The sequence below is a fragment of the Streptomyces sp. NPDC057302 genome, assembly GCF_042667685.1.
Lineage (GTDB): Bacteria > Actinomycetota > Actinomycetes > Streptomycetales > Streptomycetaceae > Streptomyces.
In genome coordinates this window covers 1-12,614 of record NZ_JBHUZJ010000025.1, presented here as the reverse complement: position 1 = coordinate 12,614, position 12,614 = coordinate 1, and the positions used below count along the sequence as shown (strand labels likewise).

Genomic DNA, 12,614 nt, shown 5'->3' with positions numbered 1-12,614 from the left:
TCATCCTACTGATGGGTCACGTGAGTTGGAGTAGACCACGGAGAAGGTCGCGACTATCGGCCGGATTCGGGCTGTCGCCCTGGAGTTGGCTCACCACTCGCTCGTACTGGCCGACTTCCTCTGGTTTGTCGAGGTACAGGGCTCCGGTCAGCTGCTCCACGTACACGACGTCCGAGAGGTCCGACTCCGGGAAGCGCAGCATGGTGAACGCTCCGCTCTCGCCCGAGTGCCCTCCGAAACTGAACGGCATGACCTGAAGAGTGACATTCGGCCGTTCGGAAATGTCGATCAGATGCTGGATCTGACCGCGCATCACTTCCCGGTCCCCGTACGGGCGTCGCAGCGCCGCCTCGTCGAGTACGCAGTGGAAGCGGGGGGCCCGCTCGGAGATGAGCAGCTTCTGCCGTTCGAGACGCAGGGCGACGCGGCGTTCGATGTCCGCCTTGCTCGCGCCCTTCATGCCGCGGGCGACGACCGCGTGGGCGTACGCCTCGGTCTGCAACAGGCCGTTGACGAACTGGACTTCATAGACGCGGATGAGCGACGCGGCGCCTTCGAGGCCGACGTACGTCTGGAACCAGCCCGGCAGGACGTCCGAGTAACTGTGCCACCAGCCCGCGAGGTTGGCCTCTTTGGCGAGCGAGAGCAGCGCGACACGCTCGACGTCGTCGGTGACGCCGTACAGCGTCAACAGGTCCTCGACATCCCTGGACTTGAAGCTCACCCGTCCCAACTCCATGCGGCTGATCTTCGACTCGGAGGCGCGGATCGAGTAGCCGGCCGCTTCACGGGTGATGCCGCGCGATTCCCTCAGGCGCCTGAGTTGCGAGCCAAGGAGCATGCGCCGTACGACCGAGCCGCTCGACTCCCCTGCGGTCACTTCGCTCAATCCTCCCCATCACTTGGAAGCCAGCAGTCTGCCATTAAACGCTTCAGGCCGTACTCGTTCGGTTACAGAAACGGAAAGCCTTCGGAAGTCCTCCACAAGAAGTCGTAGGAAGAAATGGGCAAGAAGTGGCACGGGAACGACCAAGTCCGGCGCGTGCACGTGCATCTGCCCTTGCATCTGCTGTACGCATTCGGAACCATGGTCCGCGCGCCACCGCTGTATCTCCATCGGGCCGAGCTGTGCCGATGCGTTGCGGCGTCGGCGTCGCTGTACCGACCGCACCACCGCTCCATCGCTATGTACCGCGAAACCGGGGAGTGCCTCGCATGGGGACGAATGGATCGACCATGCTCGAGCCGTTACGGCAGGGGCTTCCCCCACTCGACCCCTCAGCGGTCTCCAGCGCGGCGTCCTGCTCCCTGCCCGCCCGCTACGAAGCGGTGGGCAGCGCGCGGCAGTTCACCCGCAAGACGCTGTGTCAGTGGGAACTGGAAGAGCGCTTCGACGACATCGCCCTCGTCGTCTCCGAACTGGTCACCAACGCCTTGAGACACGCGCTGCCGTCGGACACCCCCCGCGAACAGGGCCCGCCCGTACGGCTGCACCTGATGCGCTGGACCTCACGCCTGGTGTGCGCGGTGCGCGACCCCAGCGACGACAGCCCGGTCGCGCGCGAGACGGACGACGACTTCTCGGCCGAATCGGGCCGCGGCCTGTTCCTGGTGGACTCGTTCAGCGACAGCTGGGGCTGGCACCCGCTCGCGGGCGCGCTGCGGGGCAAGGTCGTGTGGGCGCTGTTCCAGCTGGCTTAGAGGGCAGCCGGCGCAACGGGGCTAGCCACCTATGAGGTGGTCGAAGTCCCCGTCCTTCATCCCGAGCAGCATCGCCTCTATCTCGGCGCGCGTGTAGACCAGCGCCGGGCCGTCCGGGAACCGCGAGTTCCGTACGGCGACGTCGCCGCCCGGCAGTTTGGCGAACTCCACGCAGGCGCCCTGGGAGTTGCTGTGCCTGCTCTTCTGCCAGACCACCCCATGGAGCTCCGTGGCGGCCATGCCGTTAAACACGTGATGCACAGTCGCTCCCCGGTGATGCAGTGCCTGGTGTGGCTCTAGATGGCTCTAGATGCAGTGGTCAACTGTCCCGGATCATAGCTGTGTTCACATGCCGATGCATGGGCAGATGCACGTGCACGCGCGGTGTTCCCTTGATTACAGCTCCGTCAGCACCTGCCCAGCTCCTCGCACGGCATGCGAATGCCATCCCGTACTAAGGAGAGACGCACACAGCGCCGTTCGTGTTCCACCGCGGCGCCACGAGTCCCGGGAGCGGGCCTCAGACCTCACACCTCAGACCTCAGACCTCCAGGAGGGTGTCGAAGGCGGGGGGCAGGTTCTGCCAGGCGTCGCGCCCCGCGGCGTACTCCTCGTCGGTCAACAGGCAGGACTCCAGGACCTCTTGGAGACCCTCGCGGTCCAGACCCGGCGAGACGAAGACCAGGTGCTGGCAGCAGTCGCCGTGCTCCGGATGCCAGTCGAGAGCCGCCGCGGCACGGCGCACCGGCGGCACCATCTCCCACGCGGCGTCCGGCAGCGAGGCCAGCCAGGGCCCCGCGCTCTCCACGCACAGCGCGCCGCCCGCCGCGTCCCAGCCGAGCAGCGTGTCCGGATGGTCGGCGAGCCAGAACCGGCCGCGGCTGCGGGCCGCCGCGCAGGTCAGGTCCTCCAGGGCCTGATAGAGCCGCTCGGGGTGGAAGGGCCGGTCACGGTGCCATACGAGGGTGGCGACCCCCGCCTCGTCGGCGTCGGTCGGCAGCAGTGCACAGGACGGATGCTGGGCCGCGGCCGCCGCATCGACGTCGAATCCGGCGAGCGCGGCACCCGCCAGGTCCCCATGACCGCTGATCGGGACCTGGCGGGCGGTCGGGTGGAGCTGGGCGAGGAGCGCACGGTCCTCGTCGTCGGCGTCGGCGGAGTCCGCCACGGCGAGCACGGGGGCGTACTCCAACTGGCGGGCCCAGGTGTCGGCGACCGTGCGCTGATCCGTGGCGGCAGCGGCGAGCCCGGCCTCCATGAGGTCGTCGCCGTTGCCGAGGCAGGGCAGGAGGAGGGCGGGGTCGACGGCCGTGATCACACCGCTCAGCCGCATCCCCTCGTGCGCGTGCGCCGCGATCACCTCGGCCATGGCCTTGGGCTCGACGGAGTCCCACAGCTCGACGACCGCGAGCCGCGTGAGACCGGAGGCCGCGAGCCGTTCGAGCTCGGGCATCAGGTCCTCGCGCAGGGCGCAGCACGCACAGTCGTCGACCAGCGGCGCCTCACCCGTGGAGAGCACTCCGGTGGCGTCGCGCACCGTACGTACGACCGTGCCGTGCACGGCCGTCGCCAGGTCGTGGTGGAGCGCCACGCTCCCCGGGACGGTGACCAGGAGCCGCTCGACGGCCTGCCTGCGGGCGTCGGCGTGCAGGCCGCCGACGATCGCGATGTCCATCTGTGTCTCCGTCGGGTTCATCGGGCGCCGAAGCGGCGTTCGAAGCGCTCCACGCGGCCCGCGGTGTCCAGGACCTTGGCCGTGCCCGTGTAGAAGGGGTGGCTCGCGGAGGAGACCTCGACGTCGACGACGGGGTAGGTGTTCCCGTCCTCCCAGTCGACCGTCTTCTCGCTGGTCGCGGTGGACCGGGTGAGGAAGGCGAAGCCGGCGGACTTGTCGCGGAAGACGACGGGGCCGTACGGCGGGTGGATGTCCTTGCGCATGACGGTCAGCGCTCCTCTCGGAAATCGACGTGACGCCCGACGACCGGGTCGTACTTGCGCAGCGTCATGCGATCGGGGTCGTTACGACGATTCTTGCGGGTCACGTAGGTGTAGCCGGTGCCGGCCGTGGACCGGAGCTTGATGATCGGGCGGTGTTCGTTGCGGGCCATGACGGTAGTGTATGAAAATGATTCCCGTTTTCAAAACGATTCCACGGGGATCCCCTTCCCCACGACCGAGAGGTGCGTCACCATGTCCGCCCACTGCCAGCTGACCGGCGCCACGCCGGGCTTCGGCAACCAGATCTCCCACTCGCACCGGCGCACGTCACGCCGGTTCGACCTCAACGTCCAGCGCAAGCGCTACTGGCTGCCGAGCGAGGGCCGCCACGTGCGGCTGCGGCTCAGCGCCAAGGGCATCAAGACCGTCGACTCCATCGGCATCGAGGCCGCCGTCGCCCGGATCCGTGCGCGCGGGGTGAGGGTCTGATGGCCAAGAAGAGCAAGATCGCGAAGAACGAGAAGCGGCGCGAGATCGTCGCGCGGTACGCCGTGCGGCGGGCCGAGCTGAAGGAGATCCTCCGCGGGGTCGGCACGGGCGAGGCCGAACGAGTCTTCGCCCAAGCGGAGTTGGCCCGGCAGCCGCGGGACGCGAGTGCGACGCGCGTACGCAACCGGGACAGCGTCGACGGCCGTCCGCGCGGATACGTGGGGAAGTTCGGCCTTTCCAGGGTGAAACTGCGTGACCAAGCGCACGCCGGATTCCTCCCCGGGGTGCGCAAGTCGTCCTGGTAGCTTGGCGCGCGGTTCATCGCCCGCGATGGCCTTGTCTGTTGGTGATCGTCCGGTGCTCGTCTTGGCCGTCTTGTAGGGGGACTTCAGTGCGCATGCACGTCCGGAACGTACATATTGGTGCCGCGGCGGCGGGTCTTGTCGCCGCCCTTGCCCTGACCGGTTGCAGCAGTGACGGCGGCGACAGTGAGGACGAGGGCAAGGACAAGGACAAGGGGTCGAGCTCGGCGGGGTCCTCCGATACGCCGGGCGAGGACGGTGCCGACTCCGGCGCGGACTCCGACTCCGGCGCCGAGGACGGCGGCTCCGAGGGCAGTTGGGTCGCCACCGCCGACGGGAACCCGCTCGCGCTGGTCATCGCGGGGAAGCGGGCCACGCTGCTCGGCGAGAACGTCCTGTGCAGCGGGACCGCCAGTGGCGAGACGATCAAGCTGAAGTGCGCGAAGGGCGACTCCGACCGGACCGAGGGCACGGTCGAGTCGGTCAACGGCACGTCGATGACGGTCTCTTGGCAGGGCGCGGGCAAGGACCAGTTCACGAAGACCAAGGGCGGGAAGCTGCCCGAGGGGCTGCCTACGGCGGGTATTCCGCAGTCCTGAGCCTTGAGCCTTGAGGCCTGAGGCCTGAGGCCTGAGGCCTGATGGGTAATGCCTCAGCGGGCCGTGGGACCCTTTTCCGGGTTCTGCGGTCCGCTGTCTTTGTGTGCGTCCGTATCTGTGTCTGTGTCTGTGCCTGTGTTGTCTCTATCTGTGTCTGTGCCTGTGTTGTCTCTATCTGTGCCTGTGTCTGTGTCTGTCTGCGCGCCTGTCTCCGAGCCGTCCACCAGCATGGGCGGCGGCGCTGTGTCCAGGGCGTCCGACAGTTCCTCCAGTGTCGCGAGGAGGAGGCCCGCTCCTCTGCGGACGACCCGGTCGGGGACACCCTCGCCGTCCCACTCGTCGAGCGCCTTGCGTACGGCTTCCCACTTCGGGACGCGGCGTTCGCGTACCGCCTTCGCGCCGTCCTCGGTCGACTTGCGCAGGGCCTGGGCCAGGCGGTCGGCCGCGGGGACGGGGGTCGCGTCGCGGTCCGGGAGGTGGGCCTCCATCAGCATGGCCACGCGGCCGAGTTGGGCGAGCGTCTCCTCGGCGTCGGCTGCCGCGGCGCGGGAGAGGCCGCGGTGGCGCACCGGTTCGTTCTTGGCGCGGGCCGCGGCTTCCTGCCAGGCGATGCGGGAGTCACGGGCGGCGAGGAGCGCCTCGCGGACGTCCGGGCAGGAGCTGCCCGCGGGGTCGGCGTACCGGCTGACGACGGCTGCGGCGTAACGGCCGTCCGCGATCAGCCAGTCGGCGAGGCGGTTGCGCAGGCGCGGGGTCTCCCAGGCCGGATACACGGCGTACGCGATCATCGCGAGGACCCCGCCGAGGAGGGTGAGGACGACGCGTTCCGGCACCGTCTGCGTCCACTGCTCGCCGCCCATGCCGAGCAGGAAGACGACGTACGCGGCGACGCAGGCCTGGGCGGCGACCTGCCCCGTGCGCATCAGCAGATACATCATCCCCGCGCAGAGGACGGCGAGCGCGGCGGAGAGTTCGGTGCCGGGGTCCGCCAGTTGCACCAGGCCCGTGGCCATGGCGACGCCGACGAGGGTGCCGCCGAAGCGGGCCACCGCGCGGGAGTACGTCTGTGAGAAGTCCGGACGCATGATCATGACGGAGGCCATGGGGGCCCAGTAACCGTGGCCGAGCGGAAGCCAGGTGCCCAGGAGGTAGCCGGTCGCGGCCACCGCGGTGACGCGGATCGCGTGGCGGGTGATGGGGGATTCGTGGCGGCGGCGGAGTTCGGCTCTTATGGCGCGGAGGGCCGCGGGGAGCAGGGCGGGGAAGGTGGGGCGGAGGAGGGGGGTGGGGGCGGCTGCGGGGGTGGCCGTGGGGATGGCCGTGCTGGTTTTGGGGGTGGCAGCGGTGGCTCCGTCGGAGCCGGGGGTGGTCGGGGTGGTGAGAGTGGTCGGGGTGGTGAGAGTGGTCGGGGTGGTGGGGGGTGCTTTGGCGGGGGGTCTGCCTGCGGTTTCGACCACGTCGCGGAGGAGTGCAGCCAGGCGTTTCGCCGCGCGCTGTGCCGGGCCGGTGAGGATCGCTCCGGTGTCGGGGGTCCGGAGGGTGGCGACGGCCGCGGGTGGGATCTTCACCGGTTCGCCCTGCCGGATCGCCCTGGCCGCCGCGTCCAGGATCGCGCCCGCCGCGGCGAGGATCTCGCGCACGCGGTCACGTTCGGGGCCCTCTTCCGGTACGCCTACCGCCGGGTCGGCCAGCGAGGCGAGTACCGGGCGGATGCGTTCCGCGAGGCCGCGGGCGCCGTGGAGTTCGGCGGGGCGGGTGCGGGCCTGGCGCGGGGTGATGGTTGCCGCGTCGCGGGCCGCCATCAGCGGTTCGGGGTCGAAGTCGGCGAGGGGGTCGTGGCGCAGGCGGCGGGCGTAGTCGGCCTCGGCCGCGAGCGCGTCGGCGAGGGCGTCCCGGTGGGCGCCCCATCTGCGTACGGGGAACAGGACCACGAGCGCGGCCTGGACTGCGCCGCCCACCACCATCATCGCGGCGTGGCCCGCGGCGGCGGCGAGGGAGCCGGGGAGGGTGACCGTGACCAGCATGATCGCGACGTTGGAGGAGGCGATGATGCCGATGGTCGGGCCCGCCGCCCAGCTCAGGCCCGAGAGGAAGGTCCAGACGGAGAGAAGGGCGAGGAAGAGGAGGGTGTGGGAGCCGGTGAGGTAGCCGAGGAAGGTGGAGACGGCGAGGCTCGTGCCGGAGGCCAGGGCGAGTTCCGGGCGGGGGCGCCAGCTGCGCTGGAAGGTGGCGATGGCTGCCTGAAAAGCGCCGAAGGCCGAGCTTGCGGCTACCGCCGGGCCGAAGAGGGTGAGGCTGACGCCGATGACGATCGCGAGTCCCGCGGCGCCGCGGAGGGCGATGAGGGGTTCGAGCCGCTTCCGCTCGACGGTCAACCCGGAGCGGGTGGTCTCCTTCAGCGCCCGAAGCCAGGTCACTCTGTGATGATACGGGGCATATCGGGCTTCGCGGGGGTGGGGGTGCGAGAGAGCTAGTTCGTCCAGGGGGAGACGCGGGGCATCGGGCGGGCGGGTGGGAGAGCTCGTTCGTCCAGAGGGAGACGCGGGGCATCGGGCGGGCGGGCGGGAAAGCGTGTTCGCCCAGAAGGAAACGCGGGGCACCGGGCGGGCGGGAAAGCGTGTTCGCCCAGAAGGAGACGCGGGGCAACCGGGAGGGGCGCGGGTGGGGAGGACCGGGCCGCGGGCCCCGTCAGGGGAGGCGGGGGCGGGCCATGCGGGCCGCGTCGGCGGCAGCGGTGCCGTGGGTCCAGCCCTCCAGGTCCGTGGCCCCCCGCACCCGGGTGGTGGTGGTCGACGGGAACATCCGCTCGGCGTGGGACGTGACGGCCACATCCCTCGCGGCCAGCACGGGCAACAGCTCGCCCACGTCCGGCGACTCCGCGGCGGCATCGTCCGCCGCCGCTGCGAGGCGCGCGCCGAGGCGGTTCGCGTACGCCAGGAGGAAGGCCTGACGGAACGTCTTCGTACGCTTCCGGCCGCCCGCCCGCTGCCCCGCCTCCGCCCTCGCCATCGCCGCCGTCCCCTGCACGAGGAGCGAGGTGTGGAGGAGTTCGACCGCCTCCAGGTCGGACTCGAAGCCGACGACGGTCGAGAAGCCGTACGCCTCGTTCCACACCGCACGGCAGCGGTTCGCGGTGGACACCGCGTCCAGGAGGATCGCCTTCGCCGTCTCGTACGGGGCGTCCACGCCGATGCGGCAGGCGCCGGGAGCGTCCTTGGCGTGGGTGCGCGACGCGAGCAGGGCCTCGTCGATGGTGTGCCTGGCCATCAGCTCCTGCGCCTTGGCGGTGAGCGCCTCCGCCTCCTCGGGGAACCCGGTGGCCTCGGCCTTGGCGAGCAGGGCGCGGATACGGGTGAGGATGCGGGGCTCGTCGTGGCCGGGGGGCGGGGGCGCGTGGAGCGGGGTGCCCGGGGCCGGGCCCACCGGTTCGATCGGAGGGAGGCGCAGGAGGAGGCGGTAGAGGGCGAGGGTGGTGGTGGCCTGGGAGAAGCGGTCGGGCCTCGGGCCGGCCTGAGGCGGGCGTTCAGAGCGCAGGGCGCCCTGCGGGGTGTTCCGCGCGGCGTCCCGCGCGGCGTCCCGCGCGGCGTCCCGCGCGGCGTCCCGCGCGGCGTCCCGCGCGGCGTTCCGGGGGGCGTTCCGGGGGGCGAGCTCGGTCAGCTGGGCCTGCCAGCGAGGCGGGAGCGTGTCGCCGTACCGCCCGGTCTCCGTGGTGATCAGCTCGGCGGCCAGCCGCGTCTGCTGGGTACGGTCGGTCCCGTGGGCGACGGCGTCGTCCTGGGCGCGGCCGACCATCCGTATGACGTCCGCCGGCTGCCAGCCCCGCTCCCACGCGCGCCGCACCAGCTCCTCGCCCCTGCGCCACAGCTCCGCGTCGGCCTCGGGGGCGGCAGCGAGGAGTGACGCTCCGGTGTCCAGGCCCTCGTCCCCGTCCGCGTACAGCGCTGCCGCGAACGCCTTGTCGATCACCTCGGTCACCGGATCCATACGTCAAGGGTATGGCTGGCCATACCCCCAGGACGCCCCCCAGTGGTCGTGCCCGGCGGGGCCGCGGGCGGTTGGGTTGAGGCATGACCTCAACTGCCGTACGGCTCACCGCCGTCCGCCGTCTCTACCGTGATGTGACCGCCCTCGACGGCGTCGACCTCGCGATACGCGCCGGCACCTTCACCGCGATCATGGGCCCGTCCGGCTCCGGCAAATCGACGCTGCTGCAGTGCGCCGCCGGGCTCGACCGGCCGACGTCGGGCACGGTCGAGGTGGGCGGCACGGAGCTGACGGGGCTGAGCGAACGGCGGCTGACCCTGCTGCGCAGGGACCGCATCGGCTTCGTCTTCCAGTCCTTCAACCTTCTGCCGTCCCTGACCGCCGCCCAGAACGTAGCCCTGCCGCTGCGCCTCGCGGGCCGCAGGCCCTCGCGTACGGAGGTGGGGGACGCGCTGGGGCGGGTGGGCCTCGGCGAGCGCGCCCGGCATCGGCCGGGAGAGCTTTCGGGCGGCCAGCAGCAGCGGGTGGCGCTGGCGCGGGCGCTCGTCACGCGGCCCGCGGTCCTCTTCGGCGACGAGCCGACCGGGGCGCTCGACACGACGACCAGCCGTGAAGTGCTGGGGCTGTTGCGGGAGTTGGTGGACAGGGAGGGCCAGACGACCGTGATGGTGACGCACGACCCCGTGGCGGCTTCGTACGCGGACCGGGTGGTGTTCCTGGTGGACGGGCGGGTGGCCGATGAGGTGCTTGCGCCGGATGCGGGGGAGGTGGCCCGGCGGATGGCGGGGTTGGAGTCGGAGGGGTTGGGGGTGGGGTCCGGGTCCGTTGGGGTGGCTGGAGGGGGGTCCGCTGAGGTGGGGTCCGGGTCCGGGCCCGGTGGGGTCGGGCGTCGTTTTGCGGCCGGTTGCGGAGAGGCGGCCGGGCGATGATGTTTCTCGCTTCCCTGCGTACGCGTTGGGCCGGTCTGCTCGGGGCCTTCGTCGCCGTCGCGCTCGGCGTGGCGCTCACCGCCGCGATGGGGCTCGGGCTCGCCTCGACCTTCAGCGCGCCGGAGCGGGAGCCCGTGCGGTTCGCCGGGTCACCAGTGGTCGTTCTGGGGCAGAACACCCTTTCCGTCCCGGTAAAGCGAGGTCCGGACGTCAAGTACGCGTCGAAGCCGCTCGCTCATCCACAGCCTGTGGATATCGAACTTCTGCGCGAGCTTCGACGGCTCGGGCCGGTCCAGCTGGACGGCGCCGCACGGGACGCGGTGGGTGTGGACGCGCCGGTCGGGGAGGTGCGGGAGGCTGTCCGGGGTGCCGGAGCCGCCGGACCTCGGGTTCGGGTCCTGACCGGGGGTGATCGGCGGCTCGCGGATCCGGAGCCGGGGCAGGACGCGGAGGCTCTGGTGGCGGTGAACTCGTTCCTGGGCACTGCGGGCGGAGTATCAGCATTTGTGTCGGTTTTCGTCACCGCGTCCACCTTCGCCTTCGTCGTGGCGCTGCGGCGGCGGGAGTTCGGGCTGCTGCGGATGGCCGGAGCGACGCCGGGGCAGGTGCGCAGGCTGTTGCTGGCGGAGGCGCTCGCGGTGGGGGTCGTGGCCTCCGGGGTGGGGTGCGCGCTGGGGGCCTGGGGTGCGCCGGTGCTTGCCGAGGGGTTGGTGGACGCGGAGATCGCTCCGGAGTGGTTCGGGATCGGCGGGGCGGTCTGGCCGTACCATCTCGCTTTCTGGGTCGGGGTGTTGGTGGCTTTCTCCGGGGCCTGGACCGCCTCCCGGCGGGCGGGCCGCGTGGGTCCGGTCGAGGCGTTGCGGGACGCGTCCGTCGACAGCGGGGTCATGCCGTGGAGCCGCCGGATCGTGGCGGGCGCGCTGCTGGCGGCGGGGGTCGGGATGCTGGGCTGGACGCTGTGGAACGATCCGTCGGCGCTGATGAAGCGGAAGACGTACACGACCCAGCCGATGATCCTGATCACGGCACTGGCCGCGCTCACTCCCCTTCTCGTACGCCCCGTCCTGCGCGCCGTCCGCCTTCCCGGCGCGATCGGACTCCTGGTCCGCGAGAACTCCTCCGCTTCCGTGCGGCGCACCGCGGCCGTCGCCGCGCCGGTGCTCGTGACGGTAGCTCTCGCGGGCTCGCTGCTCGGCTCGGCGGAGACGGCGGGCGAGGCGAGGGCCGTGGAGGCGAGGGAGCGTACTGGGGCCGAAGTGGTGGTGACGGGTGAGGACTTGAGGCCGCTGGGGCAGAACGGGGCTGGCGGGGTTGGTGGGATTGATGGGATTGGTGGAGTGACGGTGGCTGCAGCGTCGGCGTCCACGGCCGTGTTCGTACGGGAGGAAGGCACGGCGCTCATCCGGTCGGACGCGCGGGCCGTGAGTGATCCGGCGGCGTTCGCGACGGTGTCGCGGCTGCCGGTGGTGGCGGGGGACGTACGCGACCTCGACGACCGGTCGATCGTCGTCAACGAGGAGTGGGAGCGGCGGCGGGTGGGTGAGCGGGTCGACGTCTGGCTCGGGGACGGCAGGCCTGCGCGGCTGCGGATCGTCGCGGTGCTTGCGCGGGGGACCGGGGACAACGGGGCGTACGTGACGGCGGCGAACGCGGGGGTGGGGTCGAGCCCTGCGCGGGTCGACCGTATCGACGTGGGGCTGCGGGACGGGGCGGACCGGGGTGAGGTGGCGGCGGCGCTGCGGGCGGGTGCCGGCGGGGGTGAGGTGCGGGTGCGGACGGCGGAGCAGTGGCTGGCGGACACGCATCCGGCGACGAAGCCGCAGACGCGGTCGGGGTTGCTGATGCTGCTGGGTATCGCGCTGGTCTACACGGTCATCTCCCTGGCGGGAACGCTGCTGATGGCGACGTCGGTACGGGGCCCTGAGCTGCGGTCGCTGCGGATGGCCGGGGCCACGTGGGGGCAGGTGCGGCTGGTGGTCGCCGGAGAGTCCCTGCTGGCGGTGGCGGTGGGCGCGGCACTTGGCCTGGCCGTAACGCTGCTCAACCTGGGCGCACTGAGCGCGGGGCTGACCCGGCTGGCGGCGCCGGCGGGGGTGGTGGTGCCTTGGGGGGCGGTGGGGGTTGCTGTGGGGGTTTGCGCGGTGGTTGGTGTGGGGGCGGGGGTGCGGAGGGGGTGAGGTGCTGGCGGGAGTGCGGTGCGGGGGCGTCTTGGGGGGGGCCGGGGCCGCGCCGGTATATCCGTCCTCGCCATCGTCCGGTGGCCGCCGGGCAGAGGTGCTGGCCGGAGTGCGGTGCGGGGGCATCTTGGGGGGCCGGTGCCGCGCCGGTATGTCCGTCCTCGCCATCGTCCGGTGGCCGCCGGGCAGAGGTGCTGGCCGGAGTGCGGTGCGGGGGCGTCTTGGGGGGCCGGGGCCGCGCCGGTATGTCCGTCCTCGCCATCGTCCGGTGGCCGCCGGGCTACTTCGCCTGGGGAGCGCCGCGAACCGTGCTCCGGGCGGAAATACCGGCACGTCCCCTCACGAGCGCTCCCGACTGCGGGTGCACGCGGCCAACCGTCCATGGCCCAATTGGGCGGGTGGGCGGGAAAGGCCTGTTCGGCACGGGCAAGGCCGCCGGGCAATCGGGCGGGTGGGTGGGGAGGGCCCTTCGGAACGGGCAAAGCCGCGGGGATC

Annotated in this window: 13 protein-coding genes; 6 read left to right on the top strand and 7 right to left on the bottom strand. The window is 71.6% G+C overall.

What is annotated here, in order from left to right; genetic code table 11:
• Positions 1-16: 16 nt before the first annotated feature.
• A complete protein-coding gene (locus ACFUPX_RS19305) occupies positions 17-880 on the bottom strand; it encodes a helix-turn-helix domain-containing protein (RefSeq protein ID WP_383323485.1) in 864 nt (287 codons plus the stop codon).
• Positions 881-1,215: 335 nt separating this feature from the next.
• Between ACFUPX_RS19305 and ACFUPX_RS19300 the strand changes: the two genes are divergently transcribed.
• Positions 1,216-1,701 carry an ATP-binding protein gene (locus ACFUPX_RS19300; RefSeq protein ID WP_383323483.1) on the top strand — a complete coding sequence of 162 codons (486 nt, stop codon included), beginning with the start codon at positions 1,216-1,218 and terminating at the stop codon, positions 1,699-1,701.
• 21 nt (positions 1,702-1,722) lie between these two features.
• Here ACFUPX_RS19300 and ACFUPX_RS19295 read toward each other — a convergent pair whose 3' ends face one another.
• From ACFUPX_RS19295 to rpmG, 4 genes are all read right to left on the bottom strand, one after another.
• Positions 1,723-1,962: a DUF397 domain-containing protein gene (locus ACFUPX_RS19295; RefSeq protein ID WP_383323480.1), complete on the bottom strand. Its 240-nt coding sequence runs from the start codon at positions 1,960-1,962 to the stop codon at positions 1,723-1,725.
• Between the two features lie 280 nt (positions 1,963-2,242).
• Positions 2,243-3,376 carry a CobW family GTP-binding protein gene (locus ACFUPX_RS19290; RefSeq protein ID WP_383323477.1) on the bottom strand — a complete coding sequence of 378 codons (1,134 nt, stop codon included), beginning with the start codon at positions 3,374-3,376 and terminating at the stop codon, positions 2,243-2,245.
• A 17-nt stretch (positions 3,377-3,393) separates the two neighbouring features.
• On the bottom strand, positions 3,394-3,639 hold the full coding sequence (locus ACFUPX_RS19285) for a type B 50S ribosomal protein L31 (protein WP_383323474.1): 246 nt from the start codon (positions 3,637-3,639) through the stop codon (positions 3,394-3,396).
• 5 nt (positions 3,640-3,644) lie between these two features.
• Positions 3,645-3,809, bottom strand: a complete 165-nt coding sequence (gene rpmG / locus ACFUPX_RS19280; RefSeq protein WP_383323471.1) for a 50S ribosomal protein L33 — start codon at positions 3,807-3,809, stop codon at positions 3,645-3,647.
• Between the two features lie 82 nt (positions 3,810-3,891).
• Between rpmG and rpmB the strand changes: the two genes are divergently transcribed.
• The 3 genes from rpmB to ACFUPX_RS19265 all read left to right on the top strand — a co-directional run bounded on the left by rpmB (position 3,892) and on the right by ACFUPX_RS19265 (position 5,029).
• Positions 3,892-4,128 (top strand): 50S ribosomal protein L28, encoded by a 237-nt coding sequence (rpmB, locus tag ACFUPX_RS19275; RefSeq protein WP_365826048.1) that lies wholly within the window; start codon positions 3,892-3,894, stop codon positions 4,126-4,128.
• Positions 4,128-4,433 (top strand): 30S ribosomal protein S14, encoded by a 306-nt coding sequence (rpsN, locus tag ACFUPX_RS19270; RefSeq protein WP_383323469.1) that lies wholly within the window; start codon positions 4,128-4,130, stop codon positions 4,431-4,433. The genes rpmB and rpsN overlap by 1 nt, the downstream gene beginning before the upstream one ends.
• A 92-nt stretch (positions 4,434-4,525) precedes the next feature.
• Positions 4,526-5,029 (top strand): hypothetical protein, encoded by a 504-nt coding sequence (locus ACFUPX_RS19265; RefSeq protein ID WP_383323466.1) that lies wholly within the window; start codon positions 4,526-4,528, stop codon positions 5,027-5,029.
• Positions 5,030-5,082: 53 nt separating this feature from the next.
• Here the strand turns inward: ACFUPX_RS19265 and ACFUPX_RS19260 are convergent, their stop codons facing one another.
• Together ACFUPX_RS19260 and ACFUPX_RS19255 are read right to left on the bottom strand one after the other, a co-directional pair.
• Positions 5,083-7,446, bottom strand: a complete 2,364-nt coding sequence (locus tag ACFUPX_RS19260) for an FUSC family protein (protein ID WP_383323463.1) — start codon at positions 7,444-7,446, stop codon at positions 5,083-5,085.
• A 271-nt stretch (positions 7,447-7,717) separates the two neighbouring features.
• Positions 7,718-9,013, bottom strand: a complete 1,296-nt coding sequence (locus ACFUPX_RS19255) for a DUF2786 domain-containing protein (protein ID WP_383323460.1) — start codon at positions 9,011-9,013, stop codon at positions 7,718-7,720.
• Positions 9,014-9,096: 83 nt separating this feature from the next.
• Here ACFUPX_RS19255 and ACFUPX_RS19250 point away from each other — a divergent pair, with 83 nt between their 5' ends.
• Positions 9,097-9,942: an ABC transporter ATP-binding protein gene (locus ACFUPX_RS19250; protein WP_383323457.1), complete on the top strand. Its 846-nt coding sequence runs from the start codon at positions 9,097-9,099 to the stop codon at positions 9,940-9,942.
• A complete protein-coding gene (locus ACFUPX_RS19245; protein ID WP_383323454.1) occupies positions 9,939-12,119 on the top strand; it encodes an FtsX-like permease family protein in 2,181 nt (726 codons plus the stop codon). The genes ACFUPX_RS19250 and ACFUPX_RS19245 overlap by 4 nt, the downstream gene beginning before the upstream one ends.
• Positions 12,120-12,614 lie beyond the last annotated feature (495 nt).

Excerpts from the sequence above, each read along its gene's own strand:
- ACFUPX_RS19300 (WP_383323483.1), top strand. The coding sequence starts at position 1,216 with ATGGGGACGAATGGATCGACCATGCTCGAGCCGTTACGGCAGGGGCTT.
- ACFUPX_RS19290 (WP_383323477.1), bottom strand. The coding sequence starts at position 3,376 with ATGGACATCGCGATCGTCGGCGGCCTGCACGCCGACGCCCGCAGGCAG.
- ACFUPX_RS19285 (WP_383323474.1), bottom strand. The coding sequence starts at position 3,639 with ATGCGCAAGGACATCCACCCGCCGTACGGCCCCGTCGTCTTCCGCGAC.
- rpmG (WP_383323471.1), bottom strand. The coding sequence starts at position 3,809 with ATGGCCCGCAACGAACACCGCCCGATCATCAAGCTCCGGTCCACGGCC.
- rpmB (WP_365826048.1), top strand. The coding sequence starts at position 3,892 with ATGTCCGCCCACTGCCAGCTGACCGGCGCCACGCCGGGCTTCGGCAAC.
- rpsN (WP_383323469.1), top strand. The coding sequence starts at position 4,128 with ATGGCCAAGAAGAGCAAGATCGCGAAGAACGAGAAGCGGCGCGAGATC.
- ACFUPX_RS19265 (WP_383323466.1), top strand. The coding sequence starts at position 4,526 with ATGCACGTCCGGAACGTACATATTGGTGCCGCGGCGGCGGGTCTTGTC.
- ACFUPX_RS19255 (WP_383323460.1), bottom strand. The coding sequence starts at position 9,013 with ATGGATCCGGTGACCGAGGTGATCGACAAGGCGTTCGCGGCAGCGCTG.
- ACFUPX_RS19250 (WP_383323457.1), top strand. The coding sequence starts at position 9,097 with ATGACCTCAACTGCCGTACGGCTCACCGCCGTCCGCCGTCTCTACCGT.
- ACFUPX_RS19245 (WP_383323454.1), top strand. The coding sequence starts at position 9,939 with ATGATGTTTCTCGCTTCCCTGCGTACGCGTTGGGCCGGTCTGCTCGGG.